The organism is Bradyrhizobium sp. GW821-FHT13H06, assembly GCF_058803975.1.
This window is the reverse complement of the sequence record NZ_JBXAPN010000001.1, coordinates 519,428-542,676: the sequence shown is the minus strand read 5'-3', so window position 1 is coordinate 542,676 and position 23,249 is coordinate 519,428. Positions and strand designations below refer to the sequence as shown.

The following is a 23,249-nucleotide window of genomic DNA, read 5'->3' as shown; positions in this document are numbered from 1 at the left end:
GCCGGTCCGCCCGGCAATCAATCAGTCGAGGGCCTGGTACAGATCGCCCCATTCGGGCTTCCAGACGCCGTCCGGATCGCACACCACGATCGCGAGCTTCACGTCATTGGCCAGCCGGATCGCGCCGCGAAAGGCGTCCTGGGCCGGCAATGGGGCGCTGACCTGGTCATTGGACAGCCGCCCGCCGCTGCTGGCAGCCGGCATCACAACCGATCCGGTGGCGCCATCAATGTCGCGTTTCAGGACCAGCGTAATGGCGTCGGGCTGGATCTCGTTGACCTGCTCAAATCTATTCTTGGCCATGGTTTTTGCACCGCGAGCTGAAGACATTCGGGCTATCACCGTCCGGTGATAGAATTGAACGCGATTGAGATTGCTCACCACTAATTGACGCGCCGCATCAACGGCATCTCGGATTAGTCGATCTGGCGCGACAATCGGTTCGGGCACATTGAGGCGAACATGTTTCGTCCAACGAGTTGGATCTGGGTCTTCATCGCCGGTGCGAGCATTTTCGCCACCGGGACGCACGCCGAGGACACCGTCGTGCGGAGCTTTTCGGGCGGCTCGGCTGCCTCCATGGTCGGCATCGTCCCGGCCGGCGAGGACGTGGAACTGTTAGGCCCCCAGGCGCTCAGTGCCGACGGGCAGGGCAACCTGTTCGTGCTCGATCAGGTCAACGGACGCATTCTCCAGTTCGATCCCAAGCAACCGAATTCCGATCCTGACGTCCTCAAGATGCCGAGGGATGTACAGCCGACCGATCTCGTCGTTCATAACGGCGACATCATGGTTTGGGACGGCGGCGTCCGCACATTGAAGGCGGCGCCAGACCAGTCCACGCGCGGGCTCGGTGGCGACGAAATCCAACTTGAGGAAGTCTCGAGCCGCGGCACGGACGACCAGGTCGCCATCTCCGCCTTCGCCCAGATGGGATCGCAGCCACCCGGCAGCGCGACCGAGCTGCTCGACCAGAACACCCGCGCGGCCGTCATCAAAACGGGCCGGCAGCCCGACCGGCAGTACGTCGCGTCCCGCAGCAAGGGCTCGGTCATCGCCGATATCATCCCGGACAAGGGCAATTCCAGCGTGCGGATCGAGATCCAGACCATGGTCACCAATGAGACCATAGGCGCGCTCGGCCTGCGCGTGCGTGACCAGCTCGGTACGGTCGAGTTCCTCGAGATCGACAATAGCGATCGCTTCTATGTGTTGGCCGAAGACATTCCGCCGTCGGGAAAGAACGCATCCACTTTCGTCGTGCGCTATGCCGCCAACGGCCGGCTCGAGGGAATCTACGAGTTGCCTCTCGATAACGCCCCGCTGACGAGGAGGTTCGTCACGGTCTCGGGTGACGGCGACGTCTATTTTCTGCGAACCAAGCCAAACGGTGTCGATGTGGTTGGCGTCGGCTTCCGCCCGCTGCGCAACGCGTCGGTGATCGACGCTCGGCCGTCGCGGCCGGCAACCGCGCAGCCTTCCAACAATGGCAAGTTCAATGCGACAGCGGCGGTGCGGCCGTCAAATCGCCAGCAGGCGATCGAGACCGCGTTTGCGTTCGAGGGTGTGCAGTGGAAGCTGACGCAGGCGAACTATGGCAACGATCCGGACAGCCAGTGCAGCGGATTCAATCGCATTCGCCGCCCATGGTACCTTCAGGGCAAGGTAAACCAGGAGGTTCGCGGCGTACCCTATTGCTGGGGCTGTCACGGCTCGCTCGCAAACTTCCGGCAGCGCATCGAGAGCGGCACATTGGCCGGGAATGTCTGCACCCGCAACGCGCCGCGGCCGGATGTGGCGGGCGTCGACTGCTCGGCGTTCGTCAGCGCCACGTGGGGACTCTCGGTCCACTACACGACCGCCGCCATTCCTGCGATCGCCGCGCCCGTGACGAACCCCTGGGAGTTGAAGCCCGGCGATGCACTCAACAAGCCGGGCTCCCATGTGATGTTGTTCCTGCGGTTCACGCCGGATCGCAAGGCGGAGGTGATGGAATCCTCAACCGGCGGCTGCAACGGACGCGTTTGCCGCAACATCTATCCGTTGGCGAGCCTGCTTGCGCGTGGCTACACTCCGGTTCGCTTCCGTGCCTTCGCCGATGACCAGACCACCGTTTCGGCTGACGCCTACCAGGACTCCGATGCGCCGACGGGCCGCAAATCGGCGGCCGCGAAAACCGCGACCAAGAGGCGCTGAACCATGTGTGTCACTGGCGCTACAGATGGATAGCAAATGCTGTTCGCAGGCTGGATCCGGGACGTTCGGACGAGGTGTCGCCGCCACGTCCGACCGGCGCGGTTCGGGAACCGGCTTGCATGACATCGAGGTGGATCACGATGCGAAGGCCCAGAGGATTTGAGTACAGGATCTGCTGCGCTGCCGCCATCGCGCTTGCTGCGATGATCGGTCTGCCGCTGCAGCGCGTCCAGGCAGCGGAACCACTGTCGATCAGCAATCCGGATGGGGCGGCCGTGCGCGCGCTCGTGATCGGAATCGACGATTACCAGCACGTCCGCAAACTGAAGGGCGCAGTCGCTGACGCTGGAGATCTCGTGTCTAGCCTGAAGACGATGGGGGTTAGCGACGTCGTCGAGTTGACCAATGCCCAAGCGGACAGGGCGAGCGTCTTGCGTGAAATCAGTGCATTGGTGACGCGCACAAGGAACAACGACCTCGTCTTCCTGTCGATCGCCGGCCACGGAACGCAGGAGCCTGAGCGCGTCAAGGGCTCGGAGCCCGATGGGATGGAGAACGTGTTCCTGCTGCCCGGCTTCGAAACCACGTCGAAGGGGTCCGTCGAGCGCATTCTGGGGAGCGAGTTCAACCATTTCATCCGGCAGCTCGAGCTGCGCGGCGCGAAGGTGATCTTCGTTGCGGATACCTGCCATGGCGGCGGAATGGTGCGCGATATCGACCCGCGGGCTGCGGAGATGAGCTTCCGGCAGGTGCCGCGCTACACGTTGCTTGTCGATGAATTGAAACCGGTATCGGACAGCAACGATCCGAAGTCGGAGCTCGATCTCGACCACACGGCGTTCCTCGCCGCTGTTGATCGCTACACCAAGGCGCCCGAAGTACGGATTCCCGGGATCGATGGGCTGCGCGGGGCTCTCAGCTACGCGGTGGCGCGGGCAGTGGAGGGCAGCGCGGACATCAATCGCGATGGCAAGGTGACGCTCAAGGAGCTCTTCGCCAATGTCCGGCAGGTGGTCTATCAGCTCTCGGACCAGCGCCAGAACATCGTGACGATATCGTCACCGGCGCAGGCGCCGGAGACCGCCGTCGCCTTCGAGCTGACGCGCGGCGTGGTGCTGATTCAGGGGCCGGCCGCGAGGACGGCCTCCGGTCAGGCTGCTGATGCACAGGCGGCTGCCCCGCCGGCTGCGACGACCAAGGCTCCGGCGCCGCCGACCCTGGCCGCTGCACCCAATAAGGTTGCGCCCGTCGCCGCTCCGACTGCTGCAGCCCCGACCGTCGCTGCGCCGGCGCCCCTTCGTCTCACGGCACCGATCCGTCTGGCGGCGCTCGACGGCAAGATGAACTATTTCGCCGGCGTGACGCCGAAGGACGCCACCGTGCAGGCCGTTCAGCCGACGGACAATCCCGACCTGATCTGGGACCCCGTCTCTCATGACGTGATCGCCTGGGGCGACGTCGTCGCCTATGGGATGGACGTAGCCAATTTGCCGACGGTCGTGGATCGCACCGCAGCAATGCGCGAGTTCAAGCGAATGGCGACCCGATCGCCGCAGATCATGCGTATTTGGCCGGATGATCGACAGCAGCGCGCTGGTCAGACCATCGAAGTCGAACTGTCCGACGTGGCTTCAAGGGCATTGCTGCTGTTCAATGTATCCGGCGACGGTACCATCCAGATGTTGTACCCGGTGGGTACAGATGCGGCGGTGGCCAAATCGTCGAACTTGCGGCTGCCACTCCGGGTGGGTGAGCCGTTCGGTGCCGAGCAGGTCATTGCTGTAACCTCGCAGCGGCGCATGGTCGATCTCGAGACCGTCCTGATTCAGCTCAATCGGCGACGCGCCTCGGGGCAGTTGATCAAGAACCTCGAGCGCTACCTGCCTGCGGACGCGCGGATCGCCTCGATCGGCTTTTTCAGCGCTCCCTGACATCTGCTTGGGGGAGCCATGTGGCGATCGGAGCTGATCCGCCGTAAACGAGTATGCTTCGCATTCGCCCTGCTGCTGGCGGGAAGCGGGGCCGCGCCCGCGGCGCCGCTGCGGCCGGAATCTCTACATGCGAGCCTGGCGAGCGCACCATGGTTTTGGCGCATCCAGGCGACGCGCGGACAGACCGGCGCCGCACAGAGCAATGCTGCAAGTGTGTCCCTTGAGATCCTCCCCGGCCTGACCGTCGACGTTGGCGGCAAGGTGTCATTCGGCGTGACGGCGAAGAGGGCAGGCTATCTCATTCTGGTGGATGTCGATGCGGACGGACGGATGTCCCAGATCTTTCCGACTCCCGAATTGTTGGAGCAGTCGGACGGCCGCGACATCAATCTCGTCAAGCCCGGCGTGCAATTTGTTGTGCCGACCCCGGCAGGGCGGCAACGTGGCTTTGAATATGTCGTCGCACCGCCGACCGGCTCGGCCGTCATGGTTGCGATCCTGAGTGAACGGCGCGTGCAATTGCTCGATCTGCCGGATCTCCCGCGCAGACTACAGAACCAAGCCGATACGTTGAGCTACCTGTCGGCGTGGACCAGGGAGCTGCGTGTGCCGGACGGCGGCAGCGGAAAACTGATGCCGAACAATTGGTCGTTCGACGTCAAATCCTATTCCATCAAGTGAGCCGTGGCTGTCGGCTGTCTCAGAATTTGAACCCGAGCGTGAGCGTGCCGGCTGCTTCCATCTTGCCGTCGGCCGAGCAGCTCCCGTTGAGCGCAATCTTGACACGCCCGAACTTCGCGATGTCGACGCTGACTCCAACGCGGGAAAAGTCGTTTGGCGAGCTCGGGATGATGAAATTGACGTTATCGAGCGCCCAGAAGGGCAGCTTGCCCTGCAGGTTGGTCTTCCAGAGCAATTCGACAAAGATGTGCCGCAGCGCGTCAGGGTCGACGATGATGGTGCCTTTGCTGTCCGTGACCACGAAGCCCATCTCGTCGATATGGACGTTGCAGATCCGGTTCGACACGGCGCAGTGCACCGAGGTGAGATCCGGCAGGTTCGGTGAATCGCCGAACCGCCCGGAAGCCTTGGGATCCATCGCCGGTCCGGTACGCGGATCTGGTGTTGCGATCGGTCTTTCCTCCGGAAATGTCTGCCAGATTTGCCGAAAGCCGATGCCGTCGGTGGCCAGGAATGAAGCCATGCCGAAGAAATGACCGCGGCCGGATCTCTCCCCGCGAAAGAAGACATTGTTGCCGGCGGGATATTTCAGGTTCGTCAGCACATCGAGAAGACGCTTGTGATCCTTGGCGACGAAATTGATGCCGTCGAGCACGAGCCGCCCCGCCTCCAGGTGCGAGCCGATGTGGTCGTCGAGATCGACGCCGAGACCCTCCACCCGCCGGTGGATCTTCCTGAATACGTCGGTATCTCTCGCGGTGACCACCCGGGCCCGTCGCAGGGCGTCGAGACGGCGCTCCTCGTCTTTCTCCAGGATGTAAATCCGACAGAGCCCGGGCCGATCGATCGCAATGTCGAGATGCACGTGCGGAGCCTTGCCGGTCTGCGTGAAGCCGACGCTCTTGACGCCGGCCTGCAGCCACGGGTCGTAGCCCGGCATGTTGATCTGGTCGGAGCCTAGCCGCGGTGCCTTGCCGGCGGCGTCGAGCAATTGCCGCCAGTTGTCGCACATGAAATCGAAGCCAAGCGGATTCCAGTACGGCACGAGGTCGTGGATCTTGTAGAATCCGTAGAGCTGAATGCCGGCTTCGCGCAGCTTCAGCGCGACCTTGTTCATGTCCGCCCGCATCGCGGAGCGGTCCTGAGCCGAGTTGCCGGCTCTCGGCGCGGTGTTCGGATCGAAAGGTGGTTCCGTCATGTCGTGTTTCCTCGCATCATCACAGCCAAGGTTAAGCAGCGAGCCGGTGACTGGCTAATTCGTGCCCGCCGGGGAGGGGGCCTTTGCGACGCTACAGTCTACTCAGGCGGCTGTAGAAGCCGCCGCGGGCAATCATGTAGTGAATGTCCTTCGGAAAGGGGAAGGCGCCGCGAACGTTGGCAATCGCCTGTTTGAGGAATTCTCCATTGCGCGACGCCGGCTTGTGGCCCAGTGGAGGTTCGTCGGCGACCTGCGGGATCATGAAGCGGTCTACGAAGGCCGGATCCAGATCGTTGACCCTGACCATCTGCCCAAAGGCCGGAAATGCATCATAGTGACCCACGCTCACAGTGAGGTTCTTGAGAGCAGGGCGCGGTGACGGAGGGCGATTGCCGTCGACCGTTGCGAGTCCGCGTCCGACCAGGTCCAGCTTCACCGATTGCGAAAGGGTGGTCGGGCCATAGACAATTTCGAGCGCGCAGGTGCTCTGGCCCGACAACCATTGGTACCAGAACGTGGCGTCGTCCGGTTGCGCTTTGGCGCCGTAGAGGCAATCAAATCCCCAGCAGGCCGACAGATTCGGCTGATACTTTCCGAGGCTTCCGACCAGGTTGCGCATGCCGCTCCCGCCGCCGGAATGGCAGGCGATGACGAGCTTGCCGACCTGGAGCTGGGGTATGCTCCGGGTGCCGTTGCCGGTGCTGGCGACAGGCGCCACGAACTTGGCAAGAGCCCCGAGGATCTCGTCCAGATAGCGTTCGCCCCATTTGGCAGAAGCCAGATCCTTCACGCTGTAGTTTCCGGCAAAGGTGTCACCGACGGCATATTCGTAGCCCAGGAATGGCGCGACAAGCACGACATCCTTCCCCGAATCCCGGACCTGTTCGCGCAGACGCGCAGGATCATTCCGGAACAGGTATTCATGATCCCTGACATAGAAACCGTGGAGCCAGATTACGACATCGAACTTGGTGGCGGCCGTTGCGTGCTTCGGTGGAAGATAGACCGCCGTCGGCCTCATGCCGGGCGCCTGCCGAGTCGTGAAGAGCGTCACACCCGGAAAGCTGCCGACATCTTTCTGCTCCAGCTCGCAGGTTGTCACTCAGGTCACTCCTTCGGACACCTCTTTTGCGTGGCGCTAGTTGCAGACCTCGACATTTCCAGTGTTGCCGCCGGGACCTCCACCGCCCCGGTATTCGAGGCGGCAGCCACGATTGACCTGCCGGCAAATATGCTGGTCACAATAGATGCTGCCACTGCTTCCCTTGGCAGTCGCCTGTCGCCGTGGCGCGGGAGCCTCCGCAGCCGGCGCGAACCTCTCGCGGGCCGGGCGATCCGCGCGGGTCGGGCGCTCGCCCGTGTTGCGGTTTGCAACAGGCTTCTTGCCGCGCCGCTTCTCGCATTCATTGTCGTCATTGAGGAACGAGCCCTCGGCGCAGGTAATCTTGCTGCACTGGTCGCCGTCAGCCTTGTAGCCGCGTTCACAGACCAGCGGACAGACCCGCGACGATTTGAGCTTGATTGCGTCCAGTGCATCGAGACTCGCAAGCTTCGCGTCGAACTTGGTTCCCGCGTGGCGGTTGAAGAGCGAGAGTGAGCGTTGCGAAGCGGCATTCCATTCGCCATCGACCGCACTGGTGAAGCATCCGACGCGGCTCAATTCGCTCTGTACCGACCTGGCGAGATCGGCCTGAGGAATATCGGCCCTGGCCGGATCGGCCTGCTGCTGCGGCCCGGCGCTCAGAGCGGCGACCTTCGTGTCTGTGTCACTCTGAGCGGCCACAGCGGCTGGAGGCGGACTCACCGTGGTGGAATTGTCGATGGCGGCCTTGTTCCGAGTGAGCGCGGTGCTGATCGATCCCTCGGATGTGGTCCGCTTCCGCTCGGCATCGGCCGCTTGCTGTTGCGCCGCCAGTTTTGTTCTTTCGGCCGCAATGCGGGCGTCCTCCGCAGCCTTCAGATCAGCGGCCGCCTTTTCCTGCTCTGCGCGCAGGGCGCCTTCGGAGGCAAGCCGGGCTTGCTGCTGTTGGGCTTGGCGCGCCTTTTCGGTCGCCGCAACCCGTGCCTCCTCCGCCTCGATCTGGTTGAGCTGAAGTTTGGCGAGACTTGCGTAATATCCGTCTGGATGCTGGGTCAGGAATGCGCCCAGAGCGGCTTTATTGTTGAGCTGCAGCGCCAGTTCGTAGTCACGGCGAACCTCCGACTGGGGGTTGGCCGCCGCGGGCGTGGGCTCCACGGCCTTTGGAGCAGGCACGAGCGCAACGTCCTCGCCGCCCAACGAGCCGTAGACGTAAGGCTCCTGCCGGTTGCCCGTGGCTTGCAAGACGTCGTCGCGGACGAACCCAAAGGCCCTGCGCAGGTCGAGGCCCGGCTTTGCGATATACTTGACCAGTGCGGCCGCGTACGGGCTGTTCTGGCTGTTGCCGTCGAGCGCCGTCAACCCGGCCTTCGCGGCGAAGGCGATCAACGTATTGGAGACCGTTGGCTCGACCCTGGCGAGCCCGCGGCTGATCGATCGCGAGGCGACCGTTCGCTTCATCGTGTCGGCAAAAGGATTGTTGCGGCACGCGTCGACGATCACGACCCGTAGCTGCCTTGCCGGCTCGATCGCCATCAAGACACGGTCGAGCGAGAACGCTTCGTCGTAGATGTCCGTATCACGTTCAAGCCTGGCGTCGGTTGGGATCAGATAGTTCGTGCCATCGATCTCGATCCCGTGGCCTGCGTAGTAGACGAGTGCGATGTCGGCGTCGCGCGCCTGATCTGCAAAATCCCTCAGGGCTCGCTTCATGTCCGTCGCTGCGAGGTTGAGCCTCGAGTCGACCACATCAAACCCTGCGGCTCTCAACGTCGCAGCGATGGCGCCGGCGTCGTTGGCCGGGTTGGGAAGCAGGGGAGCGTTTTGATATGTGGCATTGCCAAGCACCAGGGCCACGCGCTTTGTCGCGAAAGCCGGCTGAGCAGTCAGGAACAGCGAGGCAACAAGAAGAAGAGCGTACAACTTGATCTGCGTGTAATTGTTCATGGCGCGACGTCCAACATCAGCCGAAGAATGGTAGCGTCAACGAAGTTGGCATGGCCGCGCAGAATGCTGACTAAACTCATAGCTCCTGGCGACCGCTTGGCTCCGTGCAGGGAACAGTTTCGAGCCCGATCCATTCCTCATGTTGGTCGCGTATTCCAGTGAACGCGTTCAAAGGCCTCGGACGATTGCTGGGAACGGCGAGGTAGGCCCCGACGGCGCTCTTCGCAGTCCGGTCCTTTGATGTAAATTGTTGATATATCTAATTTTTAATAGTCCATTCGATCGCTTGCCCGAAGCGCTGAAGAAGGCCGAAAGTCGGTTCGGATCGAAGTCCGCCGGTTGCGGATCGAGCGGATGTGAAGCGTGGTGTCAGGCGTGCGGATCGACCGCCTTGGCCGGTGCCTGGCCCCGGTCTATCGGCCAATCGCCCGGCAAGTCGGGATCAGAAAAGGAGTTGTCTTGCGGTAGGCGGCATATTCGGGAAATGCCCGCCTCAGGATCCGCTCTTCGTTGATCATCCGCCGGCATTGGATCATCACAATCACGGTGGCGACGAGGACGGCAAGCGGTGAAAGGACCTGGAGTGTCACGCCGACGAGGGCGATCCCCTCGCAGAGATAGAGAGGATGCCGGACGATCTGATAAGGCCCTTCCGTCACAAGACGCCTGGCCTCCGCTTGAATGCTGAAGGATCTGCCGAGCCAGCGGAGCACCACGATGCAGAGCGAGGTACCCACCAGGACCAACGTCGAGGACACAGCCGACCAGACGGGGCCGAGTTCCGCCTTCGGAAGAAATGCGAGGACGATGCTCAAAAAAGTCCCCAGCAAGGCTGAGACCCGCGTCTCGATGCCCTGCGATTTCATGATCGGCGCCAGCCGGGTGATGGTCGTCAGCGCGACGAGGCCGAGGAACAGGATGTTGGCAATTCTGGCCGCAAGCGAAAGCCAGTCGTGGATATTGTCCGGCGGAAGCAGGTGAGGGACGCTGGCAGCGCCCATAAAAGCAGACCCGCCATAGATGATCACGACAACTGCCCTGGCGGTCCAATCCAACAGGGCATTGCCCCCGCGCCCGCCAATCTTCTTCCGGGCTGTTCCCACCTGATCGGGCTTCGCGTCAGTCACGGGAGTGATCTCGCCTGTTCGAAACCTGCCTCATTAAACGGCAGGGTTGCGGTGAGGTCAATTGACCGGCCAGCCAGCGCGGTCATGCCATCCCTGTGGGTTCCACGACCGGATCATGAGATCGCATTGAACCGCTTCTGTGGTGACGACACAAATGATGGAAGAAGAAGATCTAAAAGTAGTACTGCCATGCATTTGCACCGATCTGTCGCATTGCGCCGTACCCTGTTTCTTCTCGCTGCGCTGATTGTCTGTCAGCCGGCATGGGCTGCGAACCGTGTCGCGCTCGTCATCGGCAACTCGGCCTACAAGAACGCCGCAGCGCTTGCCAACCCAGCCAATGATGCTGCGATCGTTGAGGAGACGCTGAAGAGAGCGGGATTCAGCGTCGTCCAGACCCGCACGGATCTCCAGGCATCGGAGATGCGGCGTGCGCTGCGTGATTTTGCCGATGTGGCGCGCGACTCGGATGTCGCCGTCGTCTACTACGCGGGCCACGGGATCGAGCTCGAAGGTACGAACTACCTGATCCCCACGGATGCGACGCTCGAGCGCGATACAGATGTGTACGACGAGGCCTTTTCGCTCGAGCGAGTGCTGCTGGCGATCGAGCCGGCACGGCAGCTGCGGCTCGTGATCCTCGATGCTTGCCGCAACAATCCTTTCGCCGACAAGATGAAGCGGACGGTCGGCTCGCGGGCCGTCAGCCGGGGCCTCGCCAGGATCGAGCCGGCGACCTCGAATACGCTGGTTGCTTTCGCTGCCAAGGCTGGCTCGACGGCGTCCGACGGTGGCAGCAAGAACAGTCCCTATGCCTCGGCACTGGTGAAATATATCGCTACTCCGGGCATGGACCTGCGCAGGGTGTTCGGCTTCGTCCGCGACGACGTCATGAAGGCGACCGGCAACAAGCAGGAGCCCTATGTGTACGGTACGCTTGGTGGCGATGATGTGCCGCTCGTGCCGGCACCGGCCAAGGAAGCGGCCGCCGCAGCGCCTCAACCGGCCCCGCCGCCGCTGCCTGCGACTCCACCGGTCTCGGCGCGTGCAGAAATTCGGCACGACTACGAGCTCGCGCTGCAGATCGGCAACAAGGATGCGCTGAACTACTTCCTTGCCCAGTATCCGGACGGCTACTACGCAAATCTGGCCAAGCTGCAGCTCGCCAAGATCGATGCGGAAGATAAGCGCGCCGCCGCAGCGGAAAAGGCGCGCCAGGCCGAGCAGGAGCAGGCGCGGCTCGTCAACCAGGGCGCCCAGCAGACACAACTGGCCAAAGCCGCCTCCGACTTGAAAGCAGCGCAGGACGCTCGTGCCGAGGCGGAGAAGGCCAGAGAAACCGCGCAACAATTGGCCGCGCAGGCCGAGCAGCGTCGCCGGGAAGCTGAAATAGCCGTCGGGAGAATTGGCGCTCAGGCTGGATCCGACCCGTCGCAAGAGGCCCGCCCGAACTCGGATGCGAAAGTGGCCGCGCTGCCGGCTCCACAGACGTCCGCGCCGGCACCGCCGTCCAAGGCCGAGCTTGCAAAATCGGTGCAAGCCGAGTTACGCCGGGTCGGTTGCTTTAGCGGACCGGCCGATGGCGACTGGGATGCGGCCTCACGGCGTTCGCTCGAATTGTACAACAAGAATGCCGGCACCACGTTCGATGCCAAGGCTGCGAGCACTGAGGCGCTCGACGCGATCAAGCTTAAATCGGCGCGGGTTTGCCCGATAATTTGCGGATCCGGCCAGAAACGCGATGGAGATCGGTGTGTGAAGATCACCTGCGCCGCGGGCTACTTCCTGAATAATGACGATGAGTGCGAGAAGCGCAGGGCCCGTCCGACACCATCCGCAAAGCTCGAGCGCAGGAACAGGGACCCCGAAGAAGCTCCGGCACGGGCTGCAAGGCCGCCGAAACCCGAGGCTAACGCCGGTGGAGGCGGTGGTGGTGGCGGAATCGGCTTCATACCGTTCTTCCTGCCCTGAGAGTGCTCGGTAGCCCGGCGCATGTCCATTCCGCTTAGACTTTATGTCACCCCATTCGCCAACAGGGGCGTCCTCGAGCCTGCGCAATGGGACTGCGACACCGCGAAGAAGGCGCTCGATGTCGTCAATACGATCTGGTCGAAGGCGAAGATCGCCTTCGTGATCAGCGATTGCATCATGGAAAAACCGCTCGACATGGCGCCGAGCAGGCGCAGCAGCGATGAGGTCCTGCTGGGCGTTCTCGCTTCCCGGCACGACGCGGACAACGCGGTCCACATCTTCCTGGTCAATTCGATCGCAAGTCTGAACGCCGGCGGCGGTTCATACCCGAATGGCTCTCCCGAGCCCGCGAGCTTCGTCCAGTGGTATGGCAATGACCACGCCAATGGACGCGCCTGGGCGCACGAGCTCGGCCATCTGATGGAGCTCGATCACGTCGAGATCGACTATTCCAACGAGAAGCAGGCGGCGCAGCGCGTCAAGAACCTCATGGTGAAGGGATTGAGCGCGGGAAGCGACTTGACCAGCCAGCAGATCAGAACGGCCAAGGGCTCAAAGCTCGTCAAGAGATTTGGTGGTTAGACGCAATCGGATTTGACCATCCTCGCTGCGAACCATGATCTTCCAAAGGGGCAGGAGCGATCGATCCCACGCAAGTGACTCCTCGACAATTCGGAGAAGGGCGCGGCGCACCGCGCCAAGCTGCACTCGACCGATCGAATGGCGGACATTGGCTGAACGCGTCCAAGGCGATCATGGCCTGCGGCTCGGTGCGTTGTAGAGGGCCAGACTCAAAATGGCCGAAAACAGACTCGGATTAGGCGAGAGGGTTCAGTGTAATCCGCGTTAGATTTTGGCACTGGAGCCGATTTATCCACATGCTACGTGCCTGAGTTTGTTCGATCTTTTTTTCATGCAGGTAGCAGATTTTGGCACTCAAGACTCAGATTTGGCACTGGCGTCATTTCTGAAACTCCATTTTGGCACTGTTGATACGTCCAAAAGAGGTGGTTTTCCCGGCTCTCGTGATGGCCGTTCCGTTGACTTTCGGGCGCTTTGGGGTCGGGTTAAGAGCGCGGTCTCGCAAAGCCGCAGCGCGCTCGGAAGTCGTGGCGTGCTGACCGACAGAGGTTTGGCATGGTCGACTTTGACGATCCTAACAATCAGCTTTTTCTGACGCGGGTGCTCCAGGCCCTCGCCAACATCAATACCCGCAAGATCCTCGAGACCTTGGCCCTAGGCCCTTGCTCGCGTGGGGACCTGCTGCTGGTCATGGACACCTCCGCCAACCGCATCGGCGAGGCGATGGAAATCCTCCACACAATCGGACTAGTTGCGGAGAAGGAGACGCGGGAGGGCACAGTTTACGTGTTCAACCCCGCAGGGTTAGACCTCACTCGGTCTTGGCTCGAGCGGCTTTACTCGATCGTTGACGGTCGGTCGCCGAAATAGCGAGCCTGATCGACAACACGGGTTCCGTTACGTCGCGGAAAGCTTCAGTAAAGTCGTGACCGAGGTCCAGAAGTTCCATAAGACGCGTCGTCAGGATAGCGCGGGCCTTGAACGAGGGTAGGCGGTCGATGGCGGCCATAACGCCCGCAGCGCCCTTATGGCGCGAGATCGCGTCTCCGGCAGTCAAGTCGGCAGCGGTCGAGGCCCCGAGCAGTTCGAAGACGACCTCATCGAAGGAGCCTGGCCATCGTTTGAGTTGCAAGAATCCCGCAGCAGCGTTTTTCGCGGTGATGCCGAGCAACAGCTCCTGGGGAATAGCTCTAAAGTAGGCCAGCCATCCGCTAAGCTTGAGAATGTCCACCGACGACAGGTCGTCGAGAGGAGCCGGCAAGCCGGGCTTGCAGTCGAGGACGTAGTCCGCCAACGCTTTTGCCGAGGCGACGGTCTCATGCGGGCAGGTTTTTGGCGTCGCAGTCCGCATGTCGAAGCCACAGATCTGGCAGGACCACACGTTGGTGAGATTTCGCCAGCCTAACAGGTTGATGCACGACGGGCATCTGTCGAGCAGCACTTCCCCGCTTTCGATGTCGCAGGAAAAGGCCGAGACGAGCCAGAGGTTCCTGATGCGTGCATCGTTGCCATCCGCTGCCAAACGAGCGGGGGCGACTCTACGACGCTCTGGCAAGAACCACCCCACAGGCAATTCGCGACCGAGGAATTCGATGCGGTCTTTGAATATTTTCCAAGTACCCATCGAAAGCTTTTGGAGATCGAACGAACCCAAGGCCGCCAGTTCGGCGACCGCCTCGGGTTTACCGGCGATCGCCGAGACCGACTCCCAGCGCATGTCGAGATGAAGCCGGAGTAGCTTGTCCGCGTCGATGCGCCCCACCGGGGCCAGCCGGACCGCGACAGACGCGATGGCCTCATCGTCGAACTGACGGACGGTCTTGAGCCACGGCGTGTTCGGAATCATCGTCTCGCTGCCTACTCGCTGGTCGCTTCCTGTTCCACGCTCAGCGGAAACGGAGGAAGTCTGATGTAGTCCTCGTCACGAAACGGGTTCCGGCCGTGCATGATCTCCTGGCTCAGGAAGACACGATCAAAACCCGCGGCGATGTCTTCTTTCGTCAGCTCTTTCGGCTCAGCCCCGCCGGTGCGCATGAAGGCATGAGGTACGGCCGCCTCCACCAGCAACGAGTGTCGTCCGGGCCGCCCGCGTTGGGCGAAGAAAGTCGCACGCAGCATGTGATGATCGTCTTCATTGTCCTTGAACCAGTTCGATTCAAAGGGAAGCTGCTCCGAGAAGGCAGCCACGAACGCGGAGTGGACCTCCCTTTGTTCGTCGTTCGCAATCCCGAAGGGCTTGAGAATCTTGATGCCGCCCGACCTTTGGCCCATCGCGTCCGCCTTGATCATCATTTTCGTCAGGACCGGGGGCCCCACGACGAACAACGGTGCATTGCAGGAGTTCTCGAAGGCCAGGATAAACCGTGCCAGCTTCTTTACGCCGTCTTCGGCGAGATTTTGTCCCTCGTCCAGAATGACGGCGTCGACCGCGTGCTCGTTGAGATTGGTGATGAGAGCGTCTGTTCCTTCTTCCTCGCTGAGGCGCATGCCGAGCCGATCGTTAAAGATCGTGAAGTTGATCTTCCGGGCCAAGATCCGTGGCGTCGACCCACCCATGAGATCGACGTACAGGTAGCGCCTCCCGTTGCCTTGGAGGAGCTGAACCTTTTCTTTGGAGACGGGCCTGCCAGTGCGCTCCGTGAGCATCCGCTTGACGATCTCGCTCTTGCCGCAACGAGACCAGCCGATCAGGTAGGTGCTCGAGTTTTCGCGCAGACGTCTCGCAAACGAGAGCGACAGCAGCAACATCTCCCGCGCTTCTTCCGCTTTTGTGTGTCTGACGAAAATGCCTCGAATAGCGTCGAGCTTGCTTGTGACCAGCGGAGAATTGAGGATGCCTTCAAGATCCGACGTGGGCATGCGGTGCCTGTCCTTACTCGGACCTGTTCAGCGGCGCGTCCACTGCGAAACGCAGCTTCTTCCGCGGCGCTGGAGGGGGTTCGGAAGCGACCGCTTCGGGCGGAGCCGCGACGGCGGCAGAGGCCGACGGTGTTTCGGGAACGGACTTGAACAATCCGGTCTTCTCGATCAACTCGTCGGTGACGGCGAGTGCATGCTCCTCGGCACCGCGACCGAGGACGCCGGCGATACGGGGATAGTAGCCGTTCGAGAGCACGGCTTTCGCCGGAGGCCGCTCGCCGGTCGGCACCGCGCCCATCGCTTTCAGTGCTTCCTCGAGAAGGTGGTTGAATCCGACCGTGTGCGAGGGATGTTCCGTAGGGGCATGCTTCTTCGCGCGGCGCAGTTTGCTCAGCGCCTCCCACTGGAATTTTGAGAGGCCGTGCGCCTCCTCGTCGGTCGACATCACCACGAACTCCTCCGGGAGGTGTTCGTTACCGGGGAAGCGGCTGGTGTGATCGATCACCACGCAGCGGCCTACATTCGCCAGCGGAATGCGCACCGTGACCGGCGTGTTCGCTCGCTTTCTCATTCCCATGCTGCCCGATCGGGCTCGCATCGCCTGGATTTGCGGTGACTGATAGACGAGGTTGTTCCAGAGGATGCCGTCCTTGCCCGCGGTAAGCTTCAACTCCAAACTCGGGATCAAGTCCCACTTCTTCGCTTCGTCCACGGTGAGCGGCTGCGGGCGGCTCGAATCGCTCGACGCACCTCGGAGCCACCGCTCTTCCGGAGTGTCCCAGTCCATTCCTTCCTGCTTGCGCCGGGCGTAGACCTCGATCAGCCAGAGGTGGAACAGCATGATGAAGTCGTCGATCGTGATGCACGCGTCGAGCAGGGGTTTGCGCGCACCTCGCTTTTGCGGACTGGATCCGGTCGATCCCTTGAGCCACGACACGAAATCCGACTCGAGCGTTCCGAAAAACCGCTCCACATAAGGTTTGGTGTCCGGCTGATGGGGCACTGCCATCTCGAACCCGATCCTGACGCGGGCCAAGGCCAGCGCCATCTGTTCCGAGACGAACTCCTTCCCGTTGTCGTACCGGATCTTTCTTGGCTTGCCGTAGCTCAGGAGCGAGCCGCGAATCTGCGGAAATCGCTTATCGACGTAAGTCTTGACCTTGATCCCATGATCGATCGCGGCCAGTGCTGGGTAAAGCCCGCCAGGTTCGAACGATGGAAAGAATCCGACAGGGTACCCGCTGTAGGTATCCAAACCGAGGCAAATCCAGAACCTGTCTATCCCGGCCTTCGACCAGACACGACCGAACGGGGTCTCGCCCAAGACGCCCGCGAAATCGAATTGGTGGTGATCGTACTCGACAACGTCCAGGATGCGTTTCGGACGCTCGAAACTTCCCTGGCCGCCGAACTGGAGATCTGCAGCCTGTACACCTTGCTCCTTTGCGAGCCTGATCCACGCGTCGAAGCGACGGTACTGAACCTGTACCGTCGTCAAACCAACGGTCGGAAGCTCATCGAGCAACCGCCTCTCCGAAAGTTCGCCATTCTCGATGAGCTTTTTGATCTCCTCGTTGCGGATTCGGATCTCCGCGTTGCGGCCATCGATCCTCTGGTTCGCGACCATTTGAATCTTGGTCGGGCCGAACTCGGCCGAGATTTCGACCAGGTAACGGATGGTCGCGGAGATGATGGAAAACACCTCCTTGGGCAGCTTCGGCTCGCGGGACTTGATCGCATTCTTGTGCACGAAGGTGGCCTCCTGCATGCCGTGCACCAGTTCGGCGGCCACCCAGCGAAGCACCGTTCGCGTCGTCTTCTTGGGCTTCTTGATCTGCTTACCCTCGGGCCGCTTTCGGTTCTCGAGGTCGATCGCGCCGTCTACCTGTTCGATGATCGTTTCGGCGTTTGCACGGTTGCGATAGAACGGCTTCCCGGGCGGCGCGATGAGCATCTCGTTGATGAACGCGCCGACGTAACGCCAGATGCCCGCCGCGCGTCCGCGCGGCTTGGCGTTGAGGGTGTGGTAAACCTTGCCAATCAACGCGCGTGTTTCGTCGATAGCCTTCTTCTCGTCGACCAGGGGCGGCTTCCTGAGAGGGTTGTAGTAGCGTCCCTCCTGGAATAGCTCGATGAGCCGGGTCGTTGTTAAGCGCGCGGTCTCGCCGGTATGGTGGTTGATGAGGAGGTGGGGGCCTTCGCCCTCCATCTTCTTGAAGAACTGGTGAGGTTTGCTGTCGATGAGAACAGTCTGGTTGGGCGTCAGGTTATCGAAGAGAAGATAGTCGATAGTGGGACGCGGTTCCTCGTCCACGGGCGTGGACAAGGCGGCGGCCTCGCTCGCATCGAGAATCTTCAGCATGAGATCGCTCCCTTGTGGACGATCGTCTCGGGGCCGATCGGGGCGAACAGGTCGATGTAGACGATGCGCTCCGGGATGCGCGACAGCACGACGCCGCGCGGATGCGGCGCCTCCTCGAAGAGGGCTTGGCAACGCGACAGGGGCAGGGAGCCGCCGGCGTCGTTCAGCGCCGTGACGAGCCGGTCGAGCTCCTCCGGTTCGATGTCCCAGCGGTCGTTGGCCGCGATCTCGTCCACGACGTCGCGGTCTCCCCAACGCAAGCCGATGCCGCGCTCCGTGATGACGCGGAAGGGAAGGCCCGCCCGCCGGTAGGCCTCGCGGATGCGACGGAGACGCGCGCGGAGCAGAACCGCATCATCCCATAGCCTCTGCGCCTTCTCGTCGCCTATGGTCGGCCGCGGCGGGCGAAGTTCGCGCCACTCCTTGATTTCGTAACGCACGAACCCCGTGTCGTGCTCGACGAGATAGTCGGGCGTATAGATCTCGTTCGCGAACTCGGCAAAGATGTTCATCCGGATCGTCTCTGGCTGGGCCCAGATCCGCTTGACGCCGAGCACGTAGTCGCAGACCCGGACGAAACGCTCCTCGATGCCGCCTTCGTGGACGACGTGCCCGTTCATCTTCATCGAATAATGACCGCCGACGACGTGATTGCGGCGGCCTGTGATCACGCGGCGCGTCGCCTCATTGGCCCCGAGGCGGAAGACCTCGACGCCGTCGCAGAGGACGGTCCAGACGCGCTCGATCTTCCTAGGCATCGGTGTCCTTGCCGGGGTGCGGGCGCAGGTCTCCGTAGAGGAGTTCAGCATGTTCTCGCACGAAAGCGTCCAGAGTGATGAGACTGCAGAATTCGTGCGAGTTGTCGAAATAGATGCGCTTCGGAATTCCGAACCTGCGATCGACGCCGCTGAAGATGCGCTCGACGACCGCGGAGAAATTGGGATGGACGGAACGCGCCATGTCGCTGACCTTTCTTGCCTACCAAAGGACTCGCGCAGCGATATGCTGCGGGACTCTTGTTCGGCGGAAAGGATTCAAGAAGGGCTTGCGACTTGGAATCGGACGTGCGATTCTCCTGTCGTCCAAGCGTTCTTCTTGGTCGTTACTGCCGAGCGATGCCGGACTTTCGTCCGGGATTTTCGGACTTGGATCTTTCGGAACGGCTTTGCGGGCGTGGTCCTGAGATCCGTCGATACCTGCGCGACCGGAGTCCGCTCCGGTCGCGCATATTCCTTAGCTAGATCATTCCGCGGTCCCCGTGGTGCCGCCGCTGCGGCGTATCTCATTGAATACCATCGGCCTTCCGGAATCCTAGCGAAATGAATCCCGTGGATTTCTTCGGGCCTTTTCGGAGCATTTCCTAGAAATTCTCAGGACGGCTCTATGTTTGTCGCCAGATTTTGCGCTCTTGCGTTTTTCCTGAATTCGTGCCGCTACGCGCATCACAGCTTCTCCGCCGCGTCGAAGTAGCGCCACGCCGCTGCGACGCCGATGCCCAAGGTCTTTGCCACCACTTCGGGCGCCGCACCGGAGCGGACCAGGTTCGCGGCGAGTGCGTTGCGCAATGAGGTCGGCACGGCGTCCAGACAGACTCCGGTCGCCTGTCGCAGCCGGCGGCAGGCGAGTTGAAGCGATCTCGCGCTGAAGCGGGTTCCCCGCGTCGTGACGAACAATGGTGCGGTCGGCGGAAGCTCGAAGGGCTGTGCTCGAAGGTAGCGCTCCAGCCACTCTTTGGCCTCTGGCGAAACGATGCCAGGCCGCCCATTCAGGTGGGAGCCGGTTACCCTGACCGTCGACAGCCGCGGATTGTAGTCGCCTCGGTTCAACGCGACCAGCTCGGCAGTGGTGAGTCCGGACGATGCAGTCAAGCGAAGCGCGGCGTGATCGCGCGCGTGTGTCCATGACTCGTCGCAATCGCCTGTCGGCGCCGCGAGCAGGATCTCGATGACGTCGTCGCCCACGGCCACGCGGCGGACTCTACCGCACGGCGGGAAGCGGCAGCTCAACAGCTTCGAGCAGTCATAGGAACGCTCCAGACTGAGAAATCGGGCGAAACTTCGCAACGCGGAGAAGCGTCTAAAGATGGTGGACTGCGCTGTTCCGGTCGCAGCCCAGGTGCCTGCGATGCCGTCGACGGCCGACTGGTCGATCCGCACGATCGCGGCTACCTCGTCGGAGCCGAGCACAGCCGCTAGATCCCGAATGTCCCGCGAATAGCAGTCCATCGTCGACGCCGAAGCATCCGCATCTCTCAAGCCGTCCAACCAGGCCGAGCTCTCCGGAGAAAATGGCGACGTCGTGGGGCACCGGATCTTCATTCAGAGCTCCACGAAATCGGCGCTTTCGATGGCATCCACCACCTTGGCCAGCAACGCCCAGATCGACTGCCGTCGGTAGTGGTCGAATACCTTGGTGCTGGCGAGCCGCGGCGGGGTCCCTGCGAGCGGGTTGGCGGTCTCCAGCACGTCGATGCCGTAGTCGGATCGGTCGGCCAGATCGCTCAAATTGGAGATTCGGATGCTCGCGATGGAGCGCCGAAGATGCGTCGAGCCTCCCGGCAGAAGTTCGATCTGGATGCGGATCATGGGGTATTCCTCGGCTTATCGGTCGCGACGGCTGGAATGGGTTGGCGGACAGGCGCCCGCCCCCGGAAGAGATCCCTCGCTTCGTCGCCGCTCACGTAGTGTCGGGCCATGAGAGCGTCCGCGATCCGGACTACGGCGGCCGCGTGCTGCGTGACTATCCCCGTCGTCCGCCGCTCGAGCATTTTCAGTCGGCCGTCGACCTGCTTGGCAAGCGCAGCATCCCTGCTAACCATGGCCAGCGCTTCGCCGTCGGCGCAGCGATAGACGAGCCCGCCGAGCAGTGGCGTGGATGTGAAGGCCGCCGCGAGGAGCCCCGTGCAGATCGCCAGGTCGCTCAACTGAGTGCCACCGGCCCCCGTGGAAGCCGAACCGAGGACCAGTTTCTCTGCACACAGACCCCCGAGCAGAAAGACGATATGGGCTTCGAGACGATCGAGCGTCCATACACGGTTGGCGTCGGAATTCAGGCGGGCATCGCCGCCGATCTGTCCCCGGTTGAGAATCCTGGCGCTGAGGGGGTTCCCTCCGGTCGCGATGCAGGCGACCATATGGCCCGCCTCATGCACGGCCACCCGACGCAGGACCGCCTGGGGAAGTGTTGGCCCGCTACCTTCCCTGACGAGGTCGTCGACGTTGAGAGGCCGGCCGGCACGCCTTGCGGCGCGCCTCGCCGCTCTTGCGACTTCCATCGCTTCGGCCGGGGAAATGCCTTCGAGCAGACGCGTCGCGGATGACAGATCCACTCCTTCGAGAGGCGTACCGCGAAGATGATACTGCAGGACGTTGGCCAGGCCTGCCGCGTCGGGACGAGGAATCTCGATCGTGCGTTCGAAGCGCCCGGGACGCAGGAGTGCGGGATCGATGGCGTCGAGCCGGTTGGTCATTCCCAACACGCACAGCCCGACGTTGCTCTCATTGTCGGACATAACGGAATCCAAACTCGTCAACATCTCTCCTACGACGACCGAAAAAAAGTCGCTGTTGTGCCGCGACATCCGGTTTCTAGATGGCAGTTCATCCAATTCGTCGAATGCCAAAAGACATCCGCGCTGCCCCGACGGTCCAAAACGAGCCGCTTCCGCTCGGGCCTTGCTGAACACTGCCTTGAGCGACTTGACGACATCTCCTAAGTAACCTTCACGTTCGGCAAAGAAATCTGAGATCTTCGCGACGACGAGGCCGGTGCCTGCCGCCAAGGCGAGAGAATTTACGAAAAAATTTTTCCCGTGGCCCGGCTCTGAATGCAGAATCGCGCCGTGGTCCGCTTCCGCCCACTGTATGGATCCTCGTCTCCAATCTTGGACATCCTTCACGAAGTTCAGGCCAAAAATTCGGGCGGCGCCGCCGAACTCGATCGCGTCAGAGAGGATCGGCGCACCTTCGACATGGGGCGAGCTCTGCCGCCGGCGCATCGCGAGGGTCGCAAGCCGCTCCAGCGCGTCGGAAGCCGTCGATCCGCTCCTGAAGATGGAAACGAGATCGTTCAGATCTAGACCTGACGTGTCGGCGATGCGGCTGCTCGGTATGCGTCCCGTCAGTGGCAGCAGAGTTCTGAGAAGGTTGCGGACCGACTTGGCGTCGGGCGGAACCAGTTTCACGGTGACGTCGGCCGACAGCAGGAGGGTGATCGGCAAGAAACGCTGCGGGTCGGTCGATATCCCAACGACGCTGTGTCCGGCGACCAGACACTTCGCCACCTCTTCGTTTCCGACGTGATTGACGTCGATCGACTTGCTCGAGCCGTCACGTGCGATAGTCTTTACGCGGGCCTCAGTTATATATTCGTCGACCGCCTTCATCCATGCCGAGGAGGGCACCTGAACGACGCTCGCGACCGGGCGCCCCGCCGCAATGGCTCGCCTAAGCGACGGAGGGGCGGCCCGCCGAAAGGCCTCGGCAACGATAGCGCCGCGAACCTTTTTCGCATTCAGCCGTGCGCTAGGTCGATCGGAGCGGCGAGCAGGAACATCATCCGGTAGACCTTCGATCGCTGTCTCTAGGTCGGAGACCCTCGGATCGTCTTCCGGAGCGGGCAACAAGCCGTGCCGCAGTTTGGAGAACCCCCCGGTCATGAGCGAGATCTCACGGTCGTCGAGGGACTCAGCGGCGTCGAAATGTCGATCTCGACCTCGTTGCGGCATGCGAGCGATAGCACCGACGCAAACGGATCGCGCGGTCCGGGTACCAAAGTGCAGAGATGATGGAGCGACATCGGCCCGTCCTCCGCCAAGGCCGCGAGCAGCCGGTGTCGCATGTCCAGCGGGACCGAAAAGCGACGGTACGTCCAAATCGCTCGAGCCGTCGAGAAGCGGGGCTCCTTGAGAATATCAGCTCCCGTCAATGTGTAGGGCGCCAAGCCGCGCGCGCGAAGTTCCCGGTCGAAGGCATCGGCTTCCCCAAGCGACCGCAGCGGCCGGGCAACCTCGATGTCCAGATACCGCCAGCCGGCAGTTGTCCGGAAGGTGACCACCTGAAGATCTACCGGCCGCGCTTCGGTCCCCGCCGTCCCGATGAAGTCGATTTCAAGGATTTCGGGGTCCAACGTTGCCTGTAGCAAGGCGTCCCTGACGATCCCGCCAGCGTGCGGAATCGGTCGTGAAGCCTTTGCCGAAACGAAATCGGCAGATCGGGGGCGGATCCTGTGGTCGAAGCGCATGGTTCATGTCCGGTCGAAGGATGGGTCGAGTAGAAGCCGTAGTCGTGCGGCGCGGGCGTGATCTCGTCGTCCATCG

At 62.1% G+C, this 23,249-nt stretch carries 20 protein-coding genes; 6 read left to right on the top strand and 14 right to left on the bottom strand.

What is annotated here, in order from left to right:
• Positions 1-21: 21 nt before the first annotated feature.
• Positions 22-303, bottom strand: coding sequence for a hypothetical protein (locus tag AC1RQP_RS02610; RefSeq protein WP_061881617.1), 282 nt, complete (start codon positions 301-303; stop codon positions 22-24).
• A 159-nt stretch (positions 304-462) separates the two neighbouring features.
• Here AC1RQP_RS02610 and AC1RQP_RS02605 point away from each other — a divergent pair, with 159 nt between their 5' ends.
• The 3 genes from AC1RQP_RS02605 (at position 463) to AC1RQP_RS02595 (ending at position 4,808) form a co-directional block, all read left to right on the top strand.
• Complete coding sequence (locus tag AC1RQP_RS02605; protein WP_492935829.1) at positions 463-2,196, top strand: hypothetical protein; 1,734 nt, start codon at positions 463-465, stop codon at positions 2,194-2,196.
• A 140-nt stretch (positions 2,197-2,336) separates the two neighbouring features.
• Entirely contained in the window at positions 2,337-4,127 is a 1,791-nt protein-coding gene (locus tag AC1RQP_RS02600; RefSeq protein ID WP_492935828.1) for a caspase family protein, read from the top strand.
• Positions 4,128-4,145: 18 nt separating this feature from the next.
• Positions 4,146-4,808 (top strand): DUF4384 domain-containing protein, encoded by a 663-nt coding sequence (locus AC1RQP_RS02595; protein ID WP_492935827.1) that lies wholly within the window; start codon positions 4,146-4,148, stop codon positions 4,806-4,808.
• A gap of 19 nt (positions 4,809-4,827) precedes the next feature.
• Here AC1RQP_RS02595 and AC1RQP_RS02590 read toward each other — a convergent pair whose 3' ends face one another.
• The 4 genes from AC1RQP_RS02590 to AC1RQP_RS02575 form a co-directional block, all read right to left on the bottom strand.
• Positions 4,828-6,006, bottom strand: a complete 1,179-nt coding sequence (locus tag AC1RQP_RS02590) for a hypothetical protein (protein WP_492935826.1) — start codon at positions 6,004-6,006, stop codon at positions 4,828-4,830.
• 91 nt (positions 6,007-6,097) lie between these two features.
• Complete coding sequence (locus AC1RQP_RS02585; protein ID WP_492935825.1) at positions 6,098-7,108, bottom strand: hypothetical protein; 1,011 nt, start codon at positions 7,106-7,108, stop codon at positions 6,098-6,100.
• Between the two features lie 36 nt (positions 7,109-7,144).
• Positions 7,145-9,031 (bottom strand): caspase family protein, encoded by a 1,887-nt coding sequence (locus AC1RQP_RS02580; protein ID WP_492935824.1) that lies wholly within the window; start codon positions 9,029-9,031, stop codon positions 7,145-7,147.
• A 413-nt stretch (positions 9,032-9,444) separates the two neighbouring features.
• Complete coding sequence (locus tag AC1RQP_RS02575) at positions 9,445-10,158, bottom strand: methyltransferase family protein (protein WP_492935823.1); 714 nt, start codon at positions 10,156-10,158, stop codon at positions 9,445-9,447.
• Between the two features lie 189 nt (positions 10,159-10,347).
• On the opposite strand from AC1RQP_RS02575, the gene AC1RQP_RS02570 reads away from it, so the two are divergent.
• The 3 genes from AC1RQP_RS02570 to AC1RQP_RS02560 all read left to right on the top strand — a co-directional run bounded on the left by AC1RQP_RS02570 (position 10,348) and on the right by AC1RQP_RS02560 (position 13,581).
• Positions 10,348-12,129, top strand: coding sequence for a caspase family protein (locus AC1RQP_RS02570; protein WP_492936366.1), 1,782 nt, complete (start codon positions 10,348-10,350; stop codon positions 12,127-12,129).
• 21 nt (positions 12,130-12,150) lie between these two features.
• On the top strand, positions 12,151-12,711 hold the full coding sequence (locus tag AC1RQP_RS02565; protein ID WP_194387366.1) for a hypothetical protein: 561 nt from the start codon (positions 12,151-12,153) through the stop codon (positions 12,709-12,711).
• A gap of 555 nt (positions 12,712-13,266) precedes the next feature.
• Entirely contained in the window at positions 13,267-13,581 is a 315-nt protein-coding gene (locus AC1RQP_RS02560; RefSeq protein WP_354220490.1) for a hypothetical protein, read from the top strand.
• Here AC1RQP_RS02560 and AC1RQP_RS02555 read toward each other — a convergent pair.
• The 9 genes from AC1RQP_RS02555 to AC1RQP_RS02515 all read right to left on the bottom strand — a co-directional run bounded on the left by AC1RQP_RS02555 (position 13,523) and on the right by AC1RQP_RS02515 (position 23,173).
• Positions 13,523-14,557 carry a TniQ family protein gene (locus AC1RQP_RS02555; RefSeq protein WP_492935822.1) on the bottom strand — a complete coding sequence of 345 codons (1,035 nt, stop codon included), beginning with the start codon at positions 14,555-14,557 and terminating at the stop codon, positions 13,523-13,525. The two genes, AC1RQP_RS02560 and AC1RQP_RS02555, sit on opposite strands and share 59 nt — an antisense overlap.
• An 11-nt stretch (positions 14,558-14,568) precedes the next feature.
• Positions 14,569-15,570: an ATP-binding protein gene (locus AC1RQP_RS02550; RefSeq protein WP_492935821.1), complete on the bottom strand. Its 1,002-nt coding sequence runs from the start codon at positions 15,568-15,570 to the stop codon at positions 14,569-14,571.
• A 13-nt stretch (positions 15,571-15,583) separates the two neighbouring features.
• Entirely contained in the window at positions 15,584-17,932 is a 2,349-nt protein-coding gene (locus AC1RQP_RS02545) for a TnsB C-terminal domain-containing protein (protein WP_492935820.1), read from the bottom strand.
• Positions 17,926-18,690 carry a hypothetical protein gene (locus AC1RQP_RS02540; RefSeq protein ID WP_492935819.1) on the bottom strand — a complete coding sequence of 255 codons (765 nt, stop codon included), beginning with the start codon at positions 18,688-18,690 and terminating at the stop codon, positions 17,926-17,928. The genes AC1RQP_RS02545 and AC1RQP_RS02540 overlap by 7 nt, the downstream gene beginning before the upstream one ends.
• Positions 18,683-18,892, bottom strand: coding sequence for a hypothetical protein (locus tag AC1RQP_RS02535; protein WP_492935818.1), 210 nt, complete (start codon positions 18,890-18,892; stop codon positions 18,683-18,685). The genes AC1RQP_RS02540 and AC1RQP_RS02535 overlap by 8 nt, the downstream gene beginning before the upstream one ends.
• A gap of 482 nt (positions 18,893-19,374) precedes the next feature.
• Positions 19,375-20,250 (bottom strand): tyrosine-type recombinase/integrase, encoded by an 876-nt coding sequence (locus AC1RQP_RS02530; RefSeq protein WP_492935817.1) that lies wholly within the window; start codon positions 20,248-20,250, stop codon positions 19,375-19,377.
• Positions 20,251-20,517, bottom strand: a complete 267-nt coding sequence (locus AC1RQP_RS02525; protein WP_492935816.1) for a hypothetical protein — start codon at positions 20,515-20,517, stop codon at positions 20,251-20,253.
• Complete coding sequence (locus AC1RQP_RS02520; RefSeq protein ID WP_492935815.1) at positions 20,514-22,589, bottom strand: AAA family ATPase; 2,076 nt, start codon at positions 22,587-22,589, stop codon at positions 20,514-20,516. The genes AC1RQP_RS02525 and AC1RQP_RS02520 overlap by 4 nt, the downstream gene beginning before the upstream one ends.
• Entirely contained in the window at positions 22,586-23,173 is a 588-nt protein-coding gene (locus AC1RQP_RS02515; protein WP_492935814.1) for a hypothetical protein, read from the bottom strand. Before AC1RQP_RS02515 ends, AC1RQP_RS02520 begins: the two co-directional genes overlap by 4 nt.
• Between the last annotated feature and the right edge of the window lie 76 nt (positions 23,174-23,249).

Bases quoted from the DNA above. Each gene is read 5' to 3' on its own strand.
- AC1RQP_RS02610 (WP_061881617.1), bottom strand. From the start codon at position 303: ATGGCCAAGAATAGATTTGAGCAGGTCAACGAGATCCAGCCCGACGCC.
- AC1RQP_RS02605 (WP_492935829.1), top strand. From the start codon at position 463: ATGTTTCGTCCAACGAGTTGGATCTGGGTCTTCATCGCCGGTGCGAGC.
- AC1RQP_RS02600 (WP_492935828.1), top strand. From the start codon at position 2,337: ATGCGAAGGCCCAGAGGATTTGAGTACAGGATCTGCTGCGCTGCCGCC.
- AC1RQP_RS02595 (WP_492935827.1), top strand. From the start codon at position 4,146: ATGTGGCGATCGGAGCTGATCCGCCGTAAACGAGTATGCTTCGCATTC.
- AC1RQP_RS02590 (WP_492935826.1), bottom strand. From the start codon at position 6,006: ATGACGGAACCACCTTTCGATCCGAACACCGCGCCGAGAGCCGGCAAC.
- AC1RQP_RS02580 (WP_492935824.1), bottom strand. From the start codon at position 9,031: ATGAACAATTACACGCAGATCAAGTTGTACGCTCTTCTTCTTGTTGCC.
- AC1RQP_RS02570 (WP_492936366.1), top strand. From the start codon at position 10,348: ATGCATTTGCACCGATCTGTCGCATTGCGCCGTACCCTGTTTCTTCTC.
- AC1RQP_RS02565 (WP_194387366.1), top strand. From the start codon at position 12,151: ATGTCCATTCCGCTTAGACTTTATGTCACCCCATTCGCCAACAGGGGC.
- AC1RQP_RS02560 (WP_354220490.1), top strand. From the start codon at position 13,267: ATGGTCGACTTTGACGATCCTAACAATCAGCTTTTTCTGACGCGGGTG.
- AC1RQP_RS02555 (WP_492935822.1), bottom strand. From the start codon at position 14,557: ATGATTCCGAACACGCCGTGGCTCAAGACCGTCCGTCAGTTCGACGAT.
- AC1RQP_RS02550 (WP_492935821.1), bottom strand. From the start codon at position 15,570: ATGCCCACGTCGGATCTTGAAGGCATCCTCAATTCTCCGCTGGTCACA.
- AC1RQP_RS02545 (WP_492935820.1), bottom strand. From the start codon at position 17,932: ATGCTGAAGATTCTCGATGCGAGCGAGGCCGCCGCCTTGTCCACGCCC.
- AC1RQP_RS02540 (WP_492935819.1), bottom strand. From the start codon at position 18,690: ATGCCTAGGAAGATCGAGCGCGTCTGGACCGTCCTCTGCGACGGCGTC.
- AC1RQP_RS02535 (WP_492935818.1), bottom strand. From the start codon at position 18,892: ATGGCGCGTTCCGTCCATCCCAATTTCTCCGCGGTCGTCGAGCGCATC.
- AC1RQP_RS02530 (WP_492935817.1), bottom strand. From the start codon at position 20,250: ATGAAGATCCGGTGCCCCACGACGTCGCCATTTTCTCCGGAGAGCTCG.
- AC1RQP_RS02525 (WP_492935816.1), bottom strand. From the start codon at position 20,517: ATGATCCGCATCCAGATCGAACTTCTGCCGGGAGGCTCGACGCATCTT.
- AC1RQP_RS02520 (WP_492935815.1), bottom strand. From the start codon at position 22,589: ATGACCGGGGGGTTCTCCAAACTGCGGCACGGCTTGTTGCCCGCTCCG.
- AC1RQP_RS02515 (WP_492935814.1), bottom strand. From the start codon at position 23,173: ATGCGCTTCGACCACAGGATCCGCCCCCGATCTGCCGATTTCGTTTCG.